General features: G+C 63.8%; 19 protein-coding genes. All 19 read right to left on the reverse strand.

Translation table 11 applies throughout. From position 1 onward, the window contains the following. Positions 1–62 precede the first annotated feature (62 nt). The gene (locus AC0GUR_RS11295; RefSeq protein WP_472877683.1) at positions 63–1,940 is read right to left on the reverse strand and encodes a potassium transporter Kup; all 1,878 of its coding nucleotides are present in this window, start codon (positions 1,938–1,940) and stop codon (positions 63–65) included. Between the two features lie 27 nt (positions 1,941–1,967). Then, a complete protein-coding gene (ruvA, locus tag AC0GUR_RS11300; RefSeq protein WP_472877575.1) occupies positions 1,968–2,567 on the reverse strand; it encodes a Holliday junction branch migration protein RuvA in 600 nt (199 codons plus the stop codon). Beyond that, a complete protein-coding gene (ruvC, locus tag AC0GUR_RS11305) occupies positions 2,567–3,085 on the reverse strand; it encodes a crossover junction endodeoxyribonuclease RuvC (RefSeq protein WP_472877576.1) in 519 nt (172 codons plus the stop codon). The genes ruvA and ruvC overlap by 1 nt, the downstream gene beginning before the upstream one ends. A 36-nt stretch (positions 3,086–3,121) precedes the next feature. Then, the gene (locus AC0GUR_RS11310; protein WP_472877577.1) at positions 3,122–3,856 is read right to left on the reverse strand and encodes a YebC/PmpR family DNA-binding transcriptional regulator; all 735 of its coding nucleotides are present in this window, start codon (positions 3,854–3,856) and stop codon (positions 3,122–3,124) included. Positions 3,857–3,960: 104 nt separating this feature from the next. Beyond that, positions 3,961–4,602 carry an esterase/lipase family protein gene (locus AC0GUR_RS11315; protein WP_472877578.1) on the reverse strand — a complete coding sequence of 214 codons (642 nt, stop codon included), beginning with the start codon at positions 4,600–4,602 and terminating at the stop codon, positions 3,961–3,963. 249 nt (positions 4,603–4,851) lie between these two features. After that, complete coding sequence (gene aspS / locus AC0GUR_RS11320; protein WP_472877579.1) at positions 4,852–6,624, reverse strand: aspartate--tRNA ligase; 1,773 nt, start codon at positions 6,622–6,624, stop codon at positions 4,852–4,854. Between the two features lie 121 nt (positions 6,625–6,745). Then, positions 6,746–7,321, reverse strand: a complete 576-nt coding sequence (locus tag AC0GUR_RS11325) for a DUF3011 domain-containing protein (protein WP_472877580.1) — start codon at positions 7,319–7,321, stop codon at positions 6,746–6,748. Positions 7,322–7,451: 130 nt separating this feature from the next. Continuing rightward, complete coding sequence (locus AC0GUR_RS11330) at positions 7,452–7,715, reverse strand: FmdB family zinc ribbon protein (RefSeq protein ID WP_472877581.1); 264 nt, start codon at positions 7,713–7,715, stop codon at positions 7,452–7,454. A gap of 361 nt (positions 7,716–8,076) precedes the next feature. Next, positions 8,077–8,802, reverse strand: a complete 726-nt coding sequence (locus tag AC0GUR_RS11335) for an adenosylcobinamide-GDP ribazoletransferase (RefSeq protein WP_472877684.1) — start codon at positions 8,800–8,802, stop codon at positions 8,077–8,079. Further along, positions 8,799–9,377 carry a histidine phosphatase family protein gene (locus tag AC0GUR_RS11340; RefSeq protein WP_472877582.1) on the reverse strand — a complete coding sequence of 193 codons (579 nt, stop codon included), beginning with the start codon at positions 9,375–9,377 and terminating at the stop codon, positions 8,799–8,801. Before AC0GUR_RS11340 ends, AC0GUR_RS11335 begins: the two co-directional genes overlap by 4 nt. Then, on the reverse strand, positions 9,374–10,420 hold the full coding sequence (gene cobT, locus AC0GUR_RS11345) for a nicotinate-nucleotide--dimethylbenzimidazole phosphoribosyltransferase (RefSeq protein WP_472877583.1): 1,047 nt from the start codon (positions 10,418–10,420) through the stop codon (positions 9,374–9,376). The genes AC0GUR_RS11340 and cobT overlap by 4 nt, the downstream gene beginning before the upstream one ends. Further along, positions 10,417–10,938, reverse strand: a complete 522-nt coding sequence (cobU, locus tag AC0GUR_RS11350; RefSeq protein ID WP_472877584.1) for a bifunctional adenosylcobinamide kinase/adenosylcobinamide-phosphate guanylyltransferase — start codon at positions 10,936–10,938, stop codon at positions 10,417–10,419. The genes cobT and cobU overlap by 4 nt, the downstream gene beginning before the upstream one ends. Next, entirely contained in the window at positions 10,926–12,410 is a 1,485-nt protein-coding gene (locus AC0GUR_RS11355) for a cobyric acid synthase (RefSeq protein ID WP_472877585.1), read from the reverse strand. Before AC0GUR_RS11355 ends, cobU begins: the two co-directional genes overlap by 13 nt. An 11-nt stretch (positions 12,411–12,421) precedes the next feature. Further along, the gene (cobD, locus tag AC0GUR_RS11360) at positions 12,422–13,405 is read right to left on the reverse strand and encodes a threonine-phosphate decarboxylase CobD (protein ID WP_472877586.1); all 984 of its coding nucleotides are present in this window, start codon (positions 13,403–13,405) and stop codon (positions 12,422–12,424) included. Further along, entirely contained in the window at positions 13,398–14,327 is a 930-nt protein-coding gene (gene cbiB / locus AC0GUR_RS11365; protein ID WP_472877587.1) for an adenosylcobinamide-phosphate synthase CbiB, read from the reverse strand. The genes cobD and cbiB overlap by 8 nt, the downstream gene beginning before the upstream one ends. Continuing rightward, the gene (locus AC0GUR_RS11370; RefSeq protein ID WP_472877588.1) at positions 14,324–15,619 is read right to left on the reverse strand and encodes a cobyrinate a,c-diamide synthase; all 1,296 of its coding nucleotides are present in this window, start codon (positions 15,617–15,619) and stop codon (positions 14,324–14,326) included. Before AC0GUR_RS11370 ends, cbiB begins: the two co-directional genes overlap by 4 nt. Positions 15,620–15,631: 12 nt before the next feature. After that, on the reverse strand, positions 15,632–16,258 hold the full coding sequence (gene cobO, locus AC0GUR_RS11375) for a cob(I)yrinic acid a,c-diamide adenosyltransferase (protein WP_472877589.1): 627 nt from the start codon (positions 16,256–16,258) through the stop codon (positions 15,632–15,634). Between the two features lie 2 nt (positions 16,259–16,260). After that, positions 16,261–16,842 (reverse strand): hypothetical protein, encoded by a 582-nt coding sequence (locus AC0GUR_RS11380; RefSeq protein WP_472877590.1) that lies wholly within the window; start codon positions 16,840–16,842, stop codon positions 16,261–16,263. A gap of 66 nt (positions 16,843–16,908) precedes the next feature. Beyond that, positions 16,909–18,759 (reverse strand): TonB-dependent vitamin B12 receptor, encoded by a 1,851-nt coding sequence (gene btuB / locus AC0GUR_RS11385; RefSeq protein ID WP_472877591.1) that lies wholly within the window; start codon positions 18,757–18,759, stop codon positions 16,909–16,911. Positions 18,760–18,770 lie beyond the last annotated feature (11 nt).

Consider the following 18,770-nt stretch of genomic DNA (forward strand, 5'->3'; position numbering starts at 1 on the left):
GAAAAAAAGCCCGTCAGGTCTCGCCCTACAAAGAAAAAGGGTGCCCTAGGGCACCCTTTCCATCAGATTTCGACCTGGGCACCCAGTTCGATCAGGCGGTTACCCGGAATCTGGAAGAACGCTGTGGCCGGCAGTGCGTTACGTGCCATGAAGGCAAACAGCTTGTCGCGCCACAGCGCCATGCCCGGCCGTTTGGCGTCGGCGATGATGGTTTCGCGCGACAGGAAGAACGTAGTGTCCATCATGTCGAAGGGCAGACCCACCTTGGAGCACTTGGACAAAGTCAGCGGAATGTTCGGGTCCTCGGCAAAACCGAAGCGCAACGCCAGCCCGTAGAAGTTGCCGCCCAGCTCGGTGATGGCAATGCGCTCTTCTCGCTCGGCGGTGGGCGTTTCCAACATTTCCACCGTCAACAGCACATTGCGTTCGTGCAGCACCTTGTTGTGCTTGAGGTTATGCAGCAGGGCATGCGGCACGCCGTGCTGGTTGGCGGTGAGGAACACCGCCGTGCCCGGCACGCGCAGCGGCGGGTGCTCAGCGATGTTCTCAATGAACGGCTGCAGCGCCAGACCCGACTGCTTAATCTCGCGCACCACCAACTCGCGACCACGGCGCCAGGTGGTCATCACAATGAATACGCCCACGCCGAGCACCAGCGGGAACCAGCCGCCGTACTCGATCTTGATCAGGTTGGCACCGAGGAACGAGAAGTCGATGGTCAGCAGGAAGATGCCCGCCACGATCACCGTGAACATGTTCCACTTCCACTGATGGTACGCGACGATCAGGGCGAGGATGGTGGTGATGGTCATAGTGCCGGTCACCGCAATGCCGTAGGCCGCGCTCAGGTTGTCCGAGCTGCGGAAGCCGAGCACCGCTGCCAGCACCATCACCAGCAGGAAGTTGTTCACCCACGGCACGAAGATCTGGCCGGACATTTCACGCGAGGTGTGCACCACCGGCATGCGCATGGAGTAACCCAGCGACATCGCCTCGCGCGTCATCGAGAACGCGCCGGAAATCACCGCCTGCGAAGCAATCACCGTGGCGACGCAGGCCAGGCCAATCATCGGCAACAACAGCGGCGCGGGCGTCAGCTTGAAGAACGGGCTGTCGATGGCTTCGGGATGTTCGAGCAACAACGCGCCCTGACCGAAGTAATTGAGCACCAGTGCCGGCAGCACAAAGCTGAACCAGGCGTAGCGGATCGGCTGCTTGCCGAAGTGGCCCATATCCGCATACAGGGCTTCCGCACCGGTGAGCGCCAGCACCACGCCACCCAGCGCAATGAACGCCTGCAGGCCGTGGGTGAAGAAGAACTTCACACCGTAGTAGGGGTTGATCGCCCACAGCACATGTGGGTTATGCAACACCATGCGCGCGCCCAGCAGCGCAATGATCACAAACCACACCACCATGACGGGGCCGAACAGCTTGCCCACGCGATCAGTGCCGTGCCGCTGCAGCGCAAACAAGAAGAACAGGATGACGGCCGTGACCGGCACCACCCAGTGCTCCAGATTCGGTGCGGCCACTTTCACGCCTTCCACCGCCGACAACACCGAAATGGCGGGTGTAATGACGCCATCGCCATAGAACAGCGAGGCGCCGAAGATACCGATGATGGCGAGCAGCCAACGCTGCTTTGGCTTGCCGCCGACGCTGCGCAAGGCCAGCGCCAGCAGCGCCATGATGCCGCCCTCGCCTTTGTTGTCGGCGCGCATGATGAATACGACGTACTTGAGCGACACCACCAGGATCTGCGCCCAGAAGATGAGCGACAGCACGCCATAGATGCTCTCAGGCGTGGGCTTCATGCCGTCGTGACTGAGCGTGGTCTGCAGTGTGTAGAGCGGGCTGGTACCAATGTCGCCATAGACCACGCCGATAGCGCCCAGCGCGAGGGCAGCAAGGCGTTTCTTGGTGTCGGCGTCGGTCATGCCGTGGCTGGAATCCGGGGTCACGTATCAGTTCCCTAGTGCGGCGCGCAGCGCCTTGCGGATGATCGATTCGGCGGTGTCGCCCTCGGCGGCGACCTTCTGCACCAGGCGGGTCACCTCGGCAGGCTTATAACCGAGCTGCTGCAGGGCCACGGTGGCTTCACCAGCCGGGTCGAGTGGCGCGCCATTGGCCTGAGGGCCGGTGCCAGGCAGGGTGACGGCAAGGCCGTCGACGCGATCACGCAGTTCGATGACGATGCGCTCAGCAGTTTTCTTACCGATACCGGGGATCTTGGTCAGCGCCACCACATCGCCGGCTTGCACCAGGCGTGCGAACTCACCGGTCGACACGCCAGACAGCACGGCCAGCGAAATCTTCGCGCCGATGCCGCTGACCTTTTGCAGATTGCGGAACAACGCACGCTCGGCCTCATGCAGAAAGCCGTAGAGCGCCACGCTGTCTTCCTTCACCGCGTAATGGGTGAGCAGGGTCACTTCTTTGCCGGTGGCTGGCAGGTCGTAAATGGTGGACATGGGCGCTTCCAACTCATAGCCCACGCCGCCGACTTCCACCATCAGCCACGGAGGCTGCTTGGAGACAAGGGTGCCACGCAAACGACCAATCATCAGCGACGCCTCCAGGCCGTGCGCGGAATACCGACGCGCGCCAGGCTGGCACGGGTATGTGCATGCGTCACCGCAATGGCGAGCGCATCTGCCGCGTCGGCCTGCAACGGCCCTTTCAGTCCGAGCAGGACGCCAATCATGTGCTGCACCTGGGTTTTATCGCCGCGACCGCTGCCGACCACGGACTGTTTTACTTCTGTCGCTGCGTACTCGTGCACGGCGATCCCTTGACTGACGACCGCGCAGATAGCAGCTCCCCTCGCCTGCCCCAGCTTCAGCGCCGAATCCGCGTTGCGCGCCATGAACACGCGCTCGATACCGCACTCGTCCGGTCGATGCGCGGCGATGATGACACACAGCTCGTCAAAGATGCGTTTCAGGCGCAGGGGAAAACTGGCCTCGCCGGCCACCGCCAGTGCGCCATGGAAAACATGGGACAGCTTGCCGCTGGCGTCGACATCGATGATGCCGACACCCGTGCGCTGGCTGCCCGGGTCAATGCCAATGATGCGTGTCATGGGCGTAGTTCCGCCGGGCCTGCGCCGCTCAGCAAATCAGCCTGCAGCTTCGGCAGGCAACAGCGCGTTGTGGGAAACCTCGCTGACGTCGTCGAGCGCATCGAGCTTTTCGAGCAGGTCGAGCAGCGGTTCCAATGCTTCTTCCGGCACCGGCACGCGGTTGCTCGGACGCATACCCACGCCAGCATGCTGGGCATTGAGGCCGGTAGCCGTCAGCGCCTGCTGCACCGCTTCGAAGTTTTCCGGCGCGCACAGCACGGTGCTCTCGCCGTTCTCGTTCACCACGTCGTCGGCGCCAGCGTCGAGCGCGGCTTCCAACACCTTTTCTTCGGCGGCCTCATTGCCACCGGTGGAGAACACCAGCTCGCCCACGCGCGCAAACTGGAACGCCACCGAGCCAGAGGTGCCCAGGTTGCCGCCGTGCTTGGTCAGCGCATGGCGCACGTCAGCCACGGTACGGGTCGGGTTGTCGGTGAAGCAGTCGATGATCAGCGCGATGCCGCCTGGGCCGTAACCCTCGTAGCGCAGCTCCTCCATCGCCGCGCCGCCATCGGCACCCGAGCCGCGCTTGATGGCGCGCTCGATGGTGTCCTTGGGCATATTCGCCGACAGCGCCTTGTCCACCGCCGAACGCAGCCGCGGATTGAGTGACGGGTCGGGCACGCCGGCGCGCGTCGCAACGGTGATTTCGCGGATCAGCTTGGTGAACACCTTGGCGCGCTTGGCGTCTTCGGCGTTCTTGCGACCTTCGATGGACGGGCCTCTACCCATGGCACTACCTGCAAAGCTGGTGGACGGACAAGCGGCGAATTCTATCGCCTCGGGATGGCACACAGGCAAGCGGGCAAATCAAATTCCCGCCCGAAACAGCCGCCTCAGGGTGCCGCAAGGTGGTCGAAACGGCCCTGCTGCAGGAATTGGGTGACCTGTCGGGCGGCTTCCTGCGAAAACAGCAGGCCGGTATGGTTGGTTTCGATCACGCAATGATCGGCAATGCCCGGCAGGACGGTTTCATCCACTGCCACCGTGCCATCGTTGTCGCCACCGAACTGCCCCAGCACCGCGCCCAGCCCCAGTGGCAGGCGTCCGGCCACCACGCCGACCTGGCGTGAGCCGCCCCAACGCTCGAAGCCGTACTCGAGCAGCTCGCGGTTATGCCCGAGCAACACTTCTCCGCCACGGCCCATGCCGGCGAAACGGCGGGCGGCGGCACTGCCCTTCAGGGGTGAACCGAGACACACGACGCGCCCAGGCGGAAGACCGATGTCCTCGGCGCATGCCTGCAGCGCCAGCAATCCGCCCAGGCTGTGGCCGACCAGATGCACCGTCTCGGCTTCCTGCGACAGCTCGTGAACGCGATCTTCCAGCCGCCCCAGGATGCGCTCCTGGGTGGCAGCGATGCTCATGTAATCGAAGCGATGGACGCGAAAGCCGGCTTCCATCATGCGCCTGTGCAGCATCAGCAGCGCGAAACCGCGCATCCACAGGCCGTGCAGCAAGATGACATGGTCGGTCATGCGAAAGCCGGAAACAGAAGGGCGACGTGGGTGATCTTCTTGCTCGTCATTCCTGCGAGACGCTTTAAAACAGCCGAAGGCTGGTCAAGCAGGAATCCAGTGACTTTAGCTCTTAACGCACGCCTAAAAGGCGCTGGATTCCTGCTTTCGCAGGAATGACGATTTGAAGACCGGTTCGACAGGCAAGCTACTCACTCATTGAAGGCAGCCAACCTGTCACACCATCGGCCCATCCCTGGCCGGCAATCCTCAGTAGTGCTGCTTGTCAGCGGCGGCGATACGCACGTGCAGCTCCTTGAGCTGCGGCTCCGACACCATCGACGGCGCGTCGGTCATCAGATCCTGCGCGCTGGTGGTCTTGGGGAAGGCGATCACGTCGCGGATCGACTCCGTACCTGCCATCAGCGCGGCAATGCGATCGATGCCAAACGCCAGGCCACCGTGCGGCGGCGCGCCGAATTTCAGCGCCTTGAGCAGGAAGCCGAACTTCAGCTCCGCCTCTTCCGGGCTGATGCCGAGCAAATCGAACACTGTGCTCTGCATATCGGGGCGATGGATACGGATGGAACCGCCGCCGATCTCGGCGCCGTTGAGCACCATGTCGTAACCGCGGCTCACCGCATTCGCGGCATTGGCGCGCAGGTCGTCGATATCGTCCACCTTCGGCGCGGTGAACGGATGATGCAGGGCAACGAAGCGCTTTTCTTCCTCGTCGTACTCGAACATCGGGAAGTCGGTGACCCACAGCGGCTTCCAGGTGTTTTCCACCATGCCGCGATCCTTGCCGACTTTCAGGCGCAGCGCACCCATGAAGTCGGTGACGGCCTTCCAGCTGCCCGCGCCGAAGAACACCATGTCGCCACTCTCGGCGCCCGTGCGCTTGAGCACGCCTTCGAGCGCCTGGTCGTCAAGGAACTTCGCCACCGGCGAATTGATGCCGTCGCGGCCCTTGGACAAGTCATCCACGCGCAGCCAGGCCAGACCCTTGGCACCGTACTTGGCGACGTACTCGGTGAGCTGGTCGATTTCCTTGCGGGTGAAGGTGGCGCCACCCGGCACGCGCAGCGCGGCCACGCGGCCGTTAGCGTCGTTGGCCGGTTCGGCAAACACCTTGAACTCCACGTGCTTGACGGCGTCGGCGATATCCACCAGTTCCAGCGGATTACGCAGGTCCGGCTTGTCCGAACCAAAGCGGCGCATGGCTTCGGCCCAGGTCATGCGCGGGAAGGTGGTGTCGAGCTCGACACTCTGCACTTCCTTGAACACGTGGCGGATCAATTCCTCCACGAAGTCCTGCACGTCCTTCTCTTCGACGAAAGCGAACTCAAGGTCGAGCTGGGTGAATTCCGGCTGGCGATCGGCGCGCAGGTCTTCGTCGCGGAAGCAGCGGGCGATCTGATAGTAGCGGTCGAAACCAGCCATCATCAGGATCTGCTTGAACAGCTGCGGCGACTGCGGCAGCGCGTAGAACTGACCCGGATGCACGCGGCTCGGCACCAGGTAGTCACGCGCGCCTTCCGGCGTGGCCTTGGTGAGGATGGGCGTTTCGATGTCCTGAAAGCCACGCGCGTCGAGGTAGCGGCGCAGCGCCTGCACCAGCTTGATGCGGGTGCGCATCATGCGCTGCATCTCGGGGCGGCGCAGGTCGAGGTAGCGGTAGGTCATCCGCATGTCCTCGTTGGGGTTCTCGTGCAACGCGAACGGCAGATCCCTCGCGGCGTTGAGAATCTCCACCTTGTCGGCCAGCAGCTCGACCGTGCCGGTGCGCAGTTTGTCGTTCACCGACAGGCGCTTGCGGATGGTGCCGGTGACACGCAGGCAGAATTCATTGCCGACGTCGCCAGCCACGGCAAAGGCCGCCGCGTTCTCGCGTTCGACCACCACCTGGGCGAGACCCTCGTGGTCGCGCAGGTCGACGAAAGCCACGTGGCTCTGCAGGCGGATGGTGTTGACCCAGCCACACAGGGTGACGGTCTGGCCAACCAGTGCCTCGTCGATGAGGCCGCAATAGTGCGTGCGCATGCGCTTGGAACTCCGGGCCGCGCGAGGCGGCGAGATGCGTGGAAAAGACCGCGAATGTTAACACCGGCAGGCCCGATGGCGGACGATGGCCGCTGGCGCGGCCATCGTTGGCACGGGTTTCTTACCAGCGGCGGTCGATCGAGAACAGGCCACGGCAGCCCCGGTCCACCCAGATGCCAGCCCGGTTCCAGCCCCAGCTGTAACCCTCCTGGCAGCCGCTGTCAGACAACTGTCGCACCAGTCGCGCACGCCCACGATGGCCCAGGTCGACCATGCAGAACTGGTAGCGCCGGTCGTTGCTCTCGCATTGCAGGCGAATCTCACGATCCCAATCGGGACCCGGGCGCCAGCCACCGCCGCCCTGCCTGCGGTCGTCGTCATCGTCCTGCCAGCCGCCACCACCGCGCCAACCGCCACCTCGCCCCATCTCGACGAACTGGCCGCGGCAACCGCGGTCGACCCACAGGCCGTAACGATCCATGCCCCAGGTGTCGCCGCGGGTGCAGGGACTGTTCGATTCCTGGCGGATGATTTCGGCGTCGCGCCACGGCACGCCGCACCGGGCGAAACGGCCATCCGTACTGCCGCAACGGACCACGTCGCGGCCTTGCGCCTGCGCGGCAGGGGCGGCTACCGACAAAAAGCCGGCCATGAGGCCGGCAAACAATCCCATCAAACCCGCTTGCGTGCGAAACACCGGCGCCGACTCCTTCTCTGTGACGTGGGCGTCACGCTAGCGGGCGCTGGCTCAACCGATATTGAATATCTTGCGATGACTTCGCAAAAAACTTCGTGTCAGCCATGCGGCGTTCACACGCCGCAGGAAATCAGCTGTCGCTGCTGGAACTGGAAGCCGGCGCCGCGGCGGGCGGACTGCTGTCACCGGCCAGGTTGCGCTTCTTGTCGCCGTCTTTCTTGAAGTCGGTTTCGTACCAGCCGCTGCCGGCCAGCCGGAAGCCCGGAGCGCTTAGACGGCGCTTCACCTCGGCCACGTCACACGCCGGGCAGACCGAAGGATCGGGGTCGGACATCTTCTGCAGGCGGTCGAAACGATGACCACAGCTGCTGCATTCGAATTCATAGATAGGCATGGAAACTCCGGATAACCGCCGCCGCTCCGTCGGTCCTTATGCCGACAGCCTGCGGTAGCAGCTCACCATTATCGAGGCGAACGGGGGGAATTCAACGTGGAGAGCCGGGACCGCCAGACCTTCCGGCATTCCCCTTGCGACTCTGCGCACCGGCTCTTCTGTAGGAGCGCACTTGTGCGCGACCGCGGCACGGGATCTTGCCCAGTAGCGGAGAGCACGCGAAAGCCGACCAACAAGGTACCGGCGAAACGTCGCGGTCGCGCTCAAGTGCGCTCCTACAAGGCGATGCCTGCCGTGACTTCGACTTTCACTCCCCTTGTCGCGGGAACATAGGCCCTGAAAAGCTCGAGGCGTCCCGGTGTCACGCATCCAGCGCCAGTGCGACCAGCACGGCCGCCTCGACCAGCTCGGTCAGCGCACCGCAGGTATCACCCGTCATACCACCCAACCGCTGCATGCAGCTCCAACGCCAGCCCGCGAACACGATCAGGCCCGCGAGCAGGGCCCGCAGACCATGCCAGCCAGCGACCAAGGCCATCAGCAAGGCAAACAGCAGTCCCACCAGGCAGGCCGTTCGTGGCGCCGTCACCAACGCGCTGCCCATACCGCCGCTGCGCACATAGGGCGTCGTGAGGAAAGCACCCGTCAGCGCGGCTCGCCCCAGCAAGGGGGCCAGCCACAACGCCGAGCCCGGATGCGGCAAGGTAGCCAGTGCCGCGAACTTCACCAGCAGCACCAGCACCACCGCAGCGACACCCATGGGGCCGCTACGCGGATCCTTCATGATGGTCAGCGTGCGCTCGCGGTCACCCAGGCCGCCCACCCAGGCATCTGCGCTGTCGGCCAGGCCGTCCAGATGCAAACCACCGGTCAGAGCAACCCAGCCAACCAGGAGCAAGGCCGCAGCCAGTAGCGGCGATGCGCTGTGCAGCAGCCATGCCAGCACCCACAGCAAGCTGCCGATCAGCAGCCCCACCACCGGGTACCAGGCGAGCTGAGCCGAACGCGCCTCCGTGCCTTCGAACACGCGTGCCGGCACTGGCACGCGTGTAAGAAAGCCGATGGCGGCGAGCAGCCCTCGCATCAGGCGCTCACCTCACCTACCGCCGGCGCAGCCCATTCCAACGCATGCAGCGAAGCATGCGGCACGTCGATATTGGCCATCTCGCCAAAATCGCGCCCCTCCGACTCACAGCGCAGCAGGCGAATGACGCCGCCATGGGTCACCACCAGCACACGCTGAGATGCCGCCTCGATCGCCACATCATTCAAGGCGGCGCAGAGACGCTCGCGGAACACCGCAAATGTCTCAGCGCCCGGCGGCGGGTTGATCACCGGATCGGCCCAGAAGCGTGCCAACGCATCGCCCTGCTCCTGCGCCAGCGTCTCGATGGGCACACCCTGCCAATCGCCAAAGTGATATTCGGCTAACCGCGCATCCACCCGCACGGGCACGCGTCGTGCTCTCGCCAGATCATGGGCAAACTCGGCGCAGCGACGCAGTGGCGAGGTCACGATGACGTCCCAGCTACGACCAAAGATGGCCGCGCGCAGTTGCGTCCAGCCCAGTGCACTGAGGCTGTCGTCCAATTGACCGCGATAACTGCGCTGACCGGTGTCTCCATGACGCAACAAATCAATACCGAAGCGCCTCCCCGTCATGCGCCACTCACTCCGGCCTGAGCAAACGTGGCCATACGCGAATGCAGTTCGCAGGCAAAGCGCATCAACGGCACCGCCGTGGCAGCACCACTGCCTTCGCCCAGGCGCAAGCCCAGATCGATCAGCGGGTCGGCCTGCAGCGCAGCGAGCAATCGCGCGTGGCCGCGCTCGCGCGAACGGTGCGCAAAAAACATCCAGTCGCGACAACTCGGATTGATGCGTACCGCGGCAAGTGCCGCCGCCGTGGTGATGAAACCATCGATCAGCACCGGAATGCCACGTTGTGCGGCTGCGATATAGGCACCCGTCAGCGCAGCGATCTCGAAACCGCCAACGCGACCCAGCCATGCCAGCGCGTCGTCATCGGCGGGATACAAGGCCAGGCCGCGTTCGATCACCGCTGCCTTGCGCTGAATGCCGGCAATGTCCAGGCCGGTACCGGCACCCGCCAGAGCTTCCGGCGTTTCGCCGAGCAACGCACACGCCAGCGCGGCCGCCGAGGTCGTGTTGGCGATACCCATTTCGCCGCCGATAAACAGATGCGCGCCCGCCACATGGGCGGCGGCGGCACTGTCCGCACCGGCACGCAAGGCCAGTTCCAGCTGCACGGCGCTCATGGCCGCGCGCTCGCAGAAATTGTGGGTTTGCGGAGCGACAATGGCGCGCCGCACATTGGGCAGGTCACCCGGGTCGTTGACCGTGCCCAGGTTCACCACTTCCAGCAAAGCACCGAGCGAACGAGCCAACACGCTGATAGCAGCGCCGCCGTGCGCGAAGTTGCGCACCATTTCGCCGGTCACCGCCTGCGGAAACGCCGATACGCCTTCCGCCGCCACGCCGTGGTCGCCCGCGAAAATACTGATCCACACGCGCTGCGCCGATGGCATCACGGTGTGCTGCAAGCCGGCCAGGCGAACGGCCAGCGCCTCAAGTGTGCCGAGCGAGCCAGGCGGTTTGGTCAACTGCGCCTGATGTTCAAGCGCGCTTTGCTTGCTCTCCTCGTCAATGGTGAAACAGGGTTCTGCTAGCCAGTCATGGCTCATGCAAGGCTTCCTTTGAGCGTTAGCGGCATACCCGCTGCAACAAACAACACACGTTCACAATGGGCGGCGAGCGCCTGATGCAAGCGACCTGCCTCGTCGACGAAGCGACGCGTCAGCTCTCCCATAGGCACCACCCCAAGCCCTACTTCATTACTCACCAGCAATATCTGGCCAGTGAGAGAAGGCAACAGATCAAGCAGGGCGGCGCGTTCGCGCGCCAACCTTCCTGCATCGTCTGCACCAAGCAAATTGCTGAGCCACAGCGTGAGACAATCCACCAGCACGCAGCGCCCTGGACGGGCGTGGGCTTTCAGCGCATCAGCCAGCGCCAGCGGTTCCTCGACGCACAACCATTGCTCAGGTCGGTTGGCGCGATGATGCGCAATGCGCACCGCCATCTCCGCGTCGTGCGCCTGCCCGGTGGCGATATAGACCACGCCATGTCCGGACTCCACCGCCAGGCGTTCGGCCAATGCGCTCTTGCCGGAGCGCGCGCCGCCAAGAATCAAGGTGCGCATACCGCCCCTTTGCTGCCGCTCTGCACCCATCGCCACAACGCTTGGGTATCCAGATGACGCTCCACCGCATCGGCCACGCGATCGATGCTGGCCTCACGCAAGGCGCGCATGTCGATGGTAGGCGCATGGTGCAGACCAGCCCATGCGAGCAGCGCCGACAACGCCTGCGGCTCGTCGAACAATCCGTGCAGGTAGCTACCTAACACTTGACCATCCGTCGTCAGCGTGCCGTCAGGCACGCCACCATCGAGCACGCTCGAGGGTTGATTCAACGCTTCACCGCGACTGACGCCGCAGTGGATTTCGTAGCCGCTCACCCTTGCTTCTCCCAGGACCAGTGTTCCAGCCACGCGACGCAATTGCTTGTGCGTCTCCAGCGTGGTTTCCATCGCCAACCAACCCAGTCCTTTGCTTGAGCCCGGCTCACCTTCGACCCCCTGCGGATCATGCACGAAGCGCCCCAACATCTGGAAGCCACCACATATCCCTATAACTTTGCCGCCGTAACGTAGATGCCGCGTGATGAACTCCTCCCAGCCATGCGCTCGCAACCAGTCGAGATCGGCGCGCGTGGATTTGGAACCCGGCAACACGATGAGATCGCAAGCGGTTGGTTCCTCGTGCGGCCCGACGAAGCGCAGGTCGACCTGGGGATGTGCACGCAGCGCATCGAGATCCGTGTGGTTGCTGATACGCGGCAGCGCCGGCACCACGACGTGCAAGCGTATGTCGCTTTTGTGAAGTGCATCACACGGCAAGGCATCTTCCGCTTCCAGCTGCAGACCGTGCAGGTAAGGCAACACACCGAGCACGGGCTTGCCGGTTTCCTGTACCAGCCAGTCCAATCCGGATTGCAGCAACGCGATGTCGCCACGAAAGCGGTTGATGACGAAACCGGCCACACGACGTCGCTCGCTTTCGGAAAGCAGTGCCAGGGTGCCGACCAGATGCGCGAACACGCCGCCCCGATCGATATCGGCAATCAGCACCACCGGGCAATCCACCGCCTCCGCATAACCCATATTGGCGATGTCGCGATCACGCAGATTGATCTCTGCCGGGCTGCCCGCCCCTTCGACGATCACCGCCTCGTACTGCGCCACCAGCCGGTGATGCGAAGCGAGCACCGCCTCCATCGCGATGCGCTTGTAGTCGTGGTAGTGCCGGGCCTCCATGTTGCCAATGGCATGCCCATGCACGATCACCTGCGCACCGGTGTCACTGTTCGGCTTGAGCAGCACCGGATTGAAATCGGTATGTGGCGGCAGGCCGGCTGCTTGGGCCTGTACCGCCTGCGCCCGGCCGATTTCGCCGCCGTCGATGGTGACCGCCGAGTTCAGCGCCATGTTCTGCGGCTTGAATGGCGCCACGGCCACACCGCGCCGGTGCAGCCAGCGGCACAAGCCTGCCACCAGCGTGCTCTTGCCCGCATCGGAGGTGCAGCCCTGCACCATCAATACGCCAGCCGTCATGGGGTCACCTCCTATAGAGCGAGACGCCGCAACGCCTCATCGAGCCGATGGAATCCCGCCTCGTCGCCGGGCAAGCCAAAACGGAGGCTGTGCGGCGCGTCGAACAGGCGGGTAAGGATGCCCTGCCGGGCAAGCGCGCGGTGCACTGCTTCGGCGCGATCATCGCGCCACCAGTGAAAGAACGCGCAGCCAGCGGTTGGCGTAAGCCCGTGCAGGGTCAGCGTATGTGCCAGGCGAGCGCTGCACGCATGCAACAATCCACGCGCGTGCACATGCCACTGATCATCGGCCAGCGCTTGCGACAGCACATGGCGCGTTGGCCCGCTTAAGGTCCACGGTCCTAGTTGTTCGCGCAATGCGTCGAGCAAACCGGCTTCCGCGGCGACGAATCCAGCCCGTGCGCCGGCCAGGCCAAAGAACTTGCCGGTGGAGCGCAGCACGATCAGTCCCTCTCGCCCTGTCTCCGCACACAGGCTTTCTTCGGGCGTGGCGTCCATGAAGGCCTCGTCCACCACCAGCCAACCACCGTGACTGGACAGCTGCGCGAGCGCGTCGAGCAGCATCCCGTGATCGAAGTAGTCACCGCCGGGGTTGTTGGGGTGAATCAGCACGATCACATCGAAGCGTTTCAGCTGCGTCAGCAGTACGGACGCGGGTGCGCAGGTCACCTCATGCCCCGCGCGACGCCATGCATGCGCATGCTCGGCATAACCGGGCGCAATCACCCCCACACGAGAAAGGGGTCGCAACAGCGGCAGCGCCTGGATCGCCGCCTGGGAACCCGCGACTGCAAGCATGCAAGGCGCGCCGTAGTAACGGCATGCGACATCCACCAAACCATCATCGTCATCCGGCAAACGCATCCAGGCGGTTGGCGGCAGGGGCGGTACCGGCCAGGCGAAAGGGCTGACGCCGGTAGACAGGTCCAGCCAATGCGCATGCGCTATGCCGTACTCGCGAGCTGCCCGAAGCAACCGCCCGCCATGCTCAAGCATGATGACCTCCCACCCGGAGTGCGCCCAGCCACAGCACCACCAGCAGCCAGGCCACCACGCTACGCCGCACCAGGCGCAGGGCACGCAGTATGGTCGAGGCGTTCGGTGGCTCGCCTTCACCCAACGACGGACGTCGCTCCCACACACCGTCATAGGGAGCTGCGCCACCCAGACAGACGCCCAACGCGCCCGCGCCTGCCGCCATCACCGGGCCTGCGTTGGGGCTGTCCCACTGCGGTGCCTGCGTGCGCCAGCAACGCCACGCCCGCGTCGCATCGCCGAACAGGGTATAGCTCACCGCGGTAAGGCGCGCGGGCACGAAGTTCAACGCGTCGTCGATGCGTGCGGCGGCCCAGCCGAACCGTTCGTAGCGCGCCGTGCGATAACCCCACATGGCATCGAGCGTATTGGCCAGTCGATACAACACCGCACCTGGCGCACCTAACACAGCGAACCAGAACAATGCACCGAACACCGCGTCGTTTCCGTTCTCCAGTACGGACTCGGTGGTGGCGGCGGCGACGTGCTGCGCATCCAACTCATGCGTATCACGGCTGACCATGCGACCCACCGCATCTCGCGCCGCTGGCAGATCGCCTGCCGCCAGTGCATGAGCTACCGGCAAGGCGTGTTCGCCCAGGCTACGCAAGCCGATGGTGAGATAGAGCATCACGGCCTGGAAAGGGAATGCGAGCCACGCCGCCGTCTTGCCCAGCATGGCGCAGGCAAGCCACGTCACGCCGATCACCGGCAACACCGCGAGACACCAGGACCAGACGCCGGCATGGCGCCGGTCTGCGTAAAGGCGTGACTCAATCGCACCGGCAAGACGCCCGAACATCACCAGCGGATGATGTCGCTTCGGCTCACCGAGCCAAGCGTCGAGCAACATCGCCAACGCCATGGCCATGGCCGTACTCATGGCAGGAACAGCGCGATCGCCGCTTCGGGATGGGAGGGAAAGTAGTAATGCATGAAACTCGCCGTCATGCGCCGTCGACCATAGACACCTTCCCGGCTGGGGCCGCCATCGGGATTGACGGCCATGACCAGCGGCGCTTCGTCGATGGTGGCGTGCGCATAGTGAAACGTATGCCCGCGCAATTCGCCCTCGGGCAATTCAACGGATTGCATGCCGAGTCCGCCGAGGCGAGTTTGCATGGCGGCTTCGCCACGCAACAGGCCTGCCATGCGATGGCTCACGCCTTCGCGATCGGTCAGCGCATCGAGCGCGTACAGCATGCCGCCGCATTCGGCGACCAGCGGCCGACCCGCATCTACATGGCGGTGCAGCGCCGTGCGCAACGCATGATTGGCGGAAAGCGTCGCGGCATGCAGCTCCGGGTAGCCACCCGGCAGCCATACGGCGTCGCAATCGGGCAATGCATCGCCCGCCAAGGGCGAAAAGAAACGAAGCTCCGCGCCGGCGTCTCGCAATACGTCCAGGTTGGCCGGGTACAGGAAGCAGAACGCTGCATCGCGCGCGACGGCGATGCGGCGATCACGTAGGCGCGCCGGCACCGATGCAACTGTCGCCGCAGGAAACGTCACTGCAGGCGGCAACGCCGCCGACGCGTGCGTGGCCCAGGCATCAGCGAGCGCGTCCAAGCGTGCATCGATATCCGTCAGCTCGCCCGCCGCGACCAGGCCGAGGTGACGTTCCGGCAAGGCCAGCGAGGCATCGCGCGGCAATGCGCCCAGCCAGTGCAGATCGGCAGGCAGACTTTCCGCCAACAATTGCGCGTGATACGCGCTGCCCACGCGATTGGCTGCAACGCCATAGACCGTCACGCCTTCCCGGTAACGGGCCAGGCCAAGTGCGAGCGCACCAAAGGTCTGCGCCATCGCCGAGCCATCGATGACCGCCAGCACAGGCATGCCGAATCGCTGCGCAAGATCCGCGCTGGACGAGCCACCATCGAACAAGCCCATCACACCCTCGACTAGTATCAGGTCCGCCTCTCGAGCAGCCTGGTGCAAGCGGGCACGCACATCCGCCTCGCCGTTCATCCACAGGTCGAGCTGATAGACCGGGGCACCGCTGGCACGCTCGAGCACCATCGGGTCAAGAAAATCCGGCCCCGTCTTGAATACTCGTACGCGCTTGCCAGCACGCGTGTGCCAACGCGCCAATGCAGCCGTTACCGACGTCTTGCCCTGCCCCGAGGCAGGTGCCGAAATGAGTAGCGCCGGACACTGCGCGGTTGTCGACATATGCTTCTCCGCCTAGAGCTCAATGCCTTTCTGGGCGCGAATCCCTGCCTGGAATGCGTGCTTCACCACACGCATCTCGGTGACCGTATCGGCCAGTTCCACTAACGCATCCGGTGCACCGCGCCCGGTAATCACCACATGTTGCGCAGGTGGCCGTGCACGTAGCGCCTCGCACACTTGGGACACATCAATGTAGCCCTTCACCAGCGCGATGTTGAGCTCATCCAGCAGCACGAAGTCATAGCGTGCATCTGCAAGCATGCCGGCCGCCACCTTCCACGCGCCTTGGGCAGTCTGGATATCGCGCTCGCGGTCCTGCGTTTCCCAGGTGTAGCCCTCGCCCATCACGTGATAGTCCACCTCATCGGGGAAGCAACGGAAGAACGCCTCCTCACCGGTGGAAAAACTGCCCTTGATGAACTGCACCACCCCGCAATGGAAACCATGCCCCATCGAACGGGCCAGCATACCGAACCCTGACGAACTCTTGCCCTTGCCGTTACCCGTGTTGACCACCAGCACGCCGCGCTCAATGGTGGCGCGAGCGATCTTGCGGTCCACCAACTCCTTCTTGCGTTGCATGCGCTCGCGGTGGCGTTCTTCCGGGCTCAGCGCCGGTCGCTCGGTCAGATCACTCATGCTCAGACTCCCTTATGACCCGCCGCCACCGACAGCGACGCGGCGCGAACACACAGCACTTGCGCGGCCAGCGCCACGGCAACGTAGGCCATGGTGGTCCGCACAAACAACGGCCCCCACTGCCACAGCCGAGCGAGATACTCCGTCATGTGCGGCTGCGCATAACGCCCACCCAGCCAGTAGAACGAGCCGTTGGAGATCGCAAACGACACCACCGAAGCAACCAATGCGATGCCGAATGCACTTGCCAGCGACATCGCATTCTGCTGCATGCGCGACGCATACCAGCGACCGGCGTACCACAACACCGCATACGCCAGCGGCAGGAATGAGTACGCCAGGGTGACGCAGAAGTCGCTCACGCCCGCATAGCGGATGGATACCCAGTCCAACGCCACGGCAAGCAGCACCATCGCCACAAAGGCCCAGTGACGACGCAGCCATAGGCCACCAAGAAAGAACACCGCCATCGAAGCGTCAGGCAAATGCAGCATGTCGCCGAAATGCTTGAAGCGCGTGGCCATCATCACGGCAACGAGGACGAGCCAGAGCGCTGTGAAACGAGAACCGGACAGTGCTTTCATGAAACGACTCCTGATTGATCCAGCAGGGAAAGGCACCGGGCCCCATGCAGGGCCCGGCATCACGCATTACTGCGCTGGCTGATAACGAAGGGTCAACATGTAGTTACGACCCGGCTGGTTGTAGAACCAAGCCGTCTCGTAGTTCTTCGCAAATGCATTGTTGAGCGCCAGCTGCAACTTGAAATCACGCGACAGGGCATAAGCAACGCGCAAATTGGTAATGGCATAGCCGCCGAGTGGGTGGCGATTGGCAAGGTCGTCATAGCGACGACCCGAGACGAACCAAGTGCCACCGATGCTGAAATCACCGAAGGTGCGGTCGACATCCACGTTCGCCGTCTCGCGTGCACGGCGCGGCAACAAGTTGCCGTGATAGACGTCCGACTGGTCGCGCGGGTCGAGCCACGTTGCAGTGGTAGTCACCAGCCAGCCGGCGAAGTGACCGCTGACCACACCTTCCGCACCACGAATACGAGCGTCTTCGACGTTGCCCGGCGCGTGCGTCGATGCGTCGTAGGTGATGAGGTCGGTAACCTTGTTCTGGAACGCATTGAGCGACCAGTAGCCCCAGCCGTAGCTGCCGCGCAGGCCAAGCTCAAAGTTCTTCGAGCGCTCCGGCTTCAGATCCGGATTGCCGTAGTACGGGTAGTACAGCTCATTGAAGGTCGGCGCCTTGAACGCGGTGCCGTAACTGGCGGTGAGACGCAGCGTCTGGGTAAAGTCCCAGCCCCACAGCAGGCTGCCGGTGGTCTTGCCGCCGAACTGGCTGTTGTCGTCATGACGCACGCTGGCCTGCACCGACTGGCTGCCAAAGGTCTCCTGCCACTGCGCGAACACACCGCGATTGATGCGGCTGTCGACCGGTACCCCGGTATCGGCATTCACGTACTGGGTCGTGCTGTCGACGCGATCGCGCTGCCAGTCGAAGCCCGTGCTCAGCAAACCACCCCAAAGACCTATGTCTGCCTGCAACGAGCCGATGTCGCGATGCGTGTCAAAACGGCTGACATAGACGTCTTGGTAGTAGTTCTTGCTGAAGTCGCCGCTGGTGCCGAGGCTGAGCGTGAGGGTCACATCCTTGGTCGGGCGATAGTGCACGCGACCGCCCACTACTTGCGTCGCGCTTTGGTCGGAGTCGGTGTAGGTACCGTCGTACCAGTTATGGCCCTCGCTGCGAAACATGCGCAGGTCGGCATCCCACTGCTCGCCGAAGCGATAGCCGCCCTGCAACGTCGCAGCTGTATTGCGATAACCATCCTTGTCCGGCTGGTCGGCAAAACACGCCGCCCCCACTTCCGCAGCCCCAATGCGGCACGCATTGATGCCGTGCGTCTGGTCATGCGAGACCTCCAGCGAATACCAGCCGTTACCACTTTGCCCGGCGAGACCCGCCGAGCCGTTCAGATCGCGATAGCTGCCCACGCCCAGGCTGAAGGACGGCACAAAAGCACCCTGCGGGCGACGCGTGAAGATCTGGATGACGCCACCAATGGCCTCTGAGCCATAAAGGCTGGAGAACGGACCGCGCACGATTTCGATACGCTCGATCTGCTCCACCGGAATGTTCTGCAACGACGCCTGGCCAAGCGTGGCCGAGCCGACCTTGATGCCGTCGATCATCACCAGTACGTGGTCGGATTCGGTGCCGCGCAGGAAGGCGCTGGTGGCCTTGCCCGGGCCGCCGTTGTTGGCAATCGACATGCCTGGCGTGCCACGCAACAGATCGGCCAGGGACGCCGGCTGCAAGCGCTCAATATCAGCACGGTCGATCACCGTCACCGCCGACAGCGTCTGGCTTTGGGTCTGCTCAGTACGCGTGGCCGTCACCACCACACTATCGAGATCGGTGGTGCTGTCGGCAAACGCCGGAGTAATAACAGCGAAAAGCGCCGTCGCCAGAACGGTACGACGGATCATGGAAATTCGAA

The sequence above is a fragment of the Dyella sp. PARNA 12/25 genome, from assembly GCF_055702865.1.

What these genes read in the sequence shown, in the direction of transcription:
- cobT (WP_472877583.1), bottom strand. Translation starts at nt 10,420, where the DNA reads ATGAGCCATGACTGGCTAGCAGAACCCTGTTTCACCATTGACGAGGAG.
- AC0GUR_RS11315 (WP_472877578.1), bottom strand. Translation starts at nt 4,602, where the DNA reads ATGACCGACCATGTCATCTTGCTGCACGGCCTGTGGATGCGCGGTTTC.
- AC0GUR_RS11370 (WP_472877588.1), bottom strand. Translation starts at nt 15,619, where the DNA reads ATGTCGACAACCGCGCAGTGTCCGGCGCTACTCATTTCGGCACCTGCC.
- cobD (WP_472877586.1), bottom strand. Translation starts at nt 13,405, where the DNA reads ATGCTTGAGCATGGCGGGCGGTTGCTTCGGGCAGCTCGCGAGTACGGC.
- AC0GUR_RS11355 (WP_472877585.1), bottom strand. Translation starts at nt 12,410, where the DNA reads ATGACGGCTGGCGTATTGATGGTGCAGGGCTGCACCTCCGATGCGGGC.
- cbiB (WP_472877587.1), bottom strand. Translation starts at nt 14,327, where the DNA reads ATGAGTACGGCCATGGCCATGGCGTTGGCGATGTTGCTCGACGCTTGG.
- AC0GUR_RS11380 (WP_472877590.1), bottom strand. Translation starts at nt 16,842, where the DNA reads ATGAAAGCACTGTCCGGTTCTCGTTTCACAGCGCTCTGGCTCGTCCTC.
- cobU (WP_472877584.1), bottom strand. Translation starts at nt 10,938, where the DNA reads ATGCGCACCTTGATTCTTGGCGGCGCGCGCTCCGGCAAGAGCGCATTG.
- aspS (WP_472877579.1), bottom strand. Translation starts at nt 6,624, where the DNA reads ATGCGCACGCACTATTGCGGCCTCATCGACGAGGCACTGGTTGGCCAG.
- AC0GUR_RS11330 (WP_472877581.1), bottom strand. Translation starts at nt 7,715, where the DNA reads ATGCCTATCTATGAATTCGAATGCAGCAGCTGTGGTCATCGTTTCGAC.
- AC0GUR_RS11295 (WP_472877683.1), bottom strand. Translation starts at nt 1,940, where the DNA reads ATGACCGACGCCGACACCAAGAAACGCCTTGCTGCCCTCGCGCTGGGC.
- AC0GUR_RS11340 (WP_472877582.1), bottom strand. Translation starts at nt 9,377, where the DNA reads ATGACGGGGAGGCGCTTCGGTATTGATTTGTTGCGTCATGGAGACACC.
- ruvA (WP_472877575.1), bottom strand. Translation starts at nt 2,567, where the DNA reads ATGATTGGTCGTTTGCGTGGCACCCTTGTCTCCAAGCAGCCTCCGTGG.
- ruvC (WP_472877576.1), bottom strand. Translation starts at nt 3,085, where the DNA reads ATGACACGCATCATTGGCATTGACCCGGGCAGCCAGCGCACGGGTGTC.
- AC0GUR_RS11310 (WP_472877577.1), bottom strand. Translation starts at nt 3,856, where the DNA reads ATGGGTAGAGGCCCGTCCATCGAAGGTCGCAAGAACGCCGAAGACGCC.
- btuB (WP_472877591.1), bottom strand. Translation starts at nt 18,759, where the DNA reads ATGATCCGTCGTACCGTTCTGGCGACGGCGCTTTTCGCTGTTATTACT.
- cobO (WP_472877589.1), bottom strand. Translation starts at nt 16,258, where the DNA reads ATGAGTGATCTGACCGAGCGACCGGCGCTGAGCCCGGAAGAACGCCAC.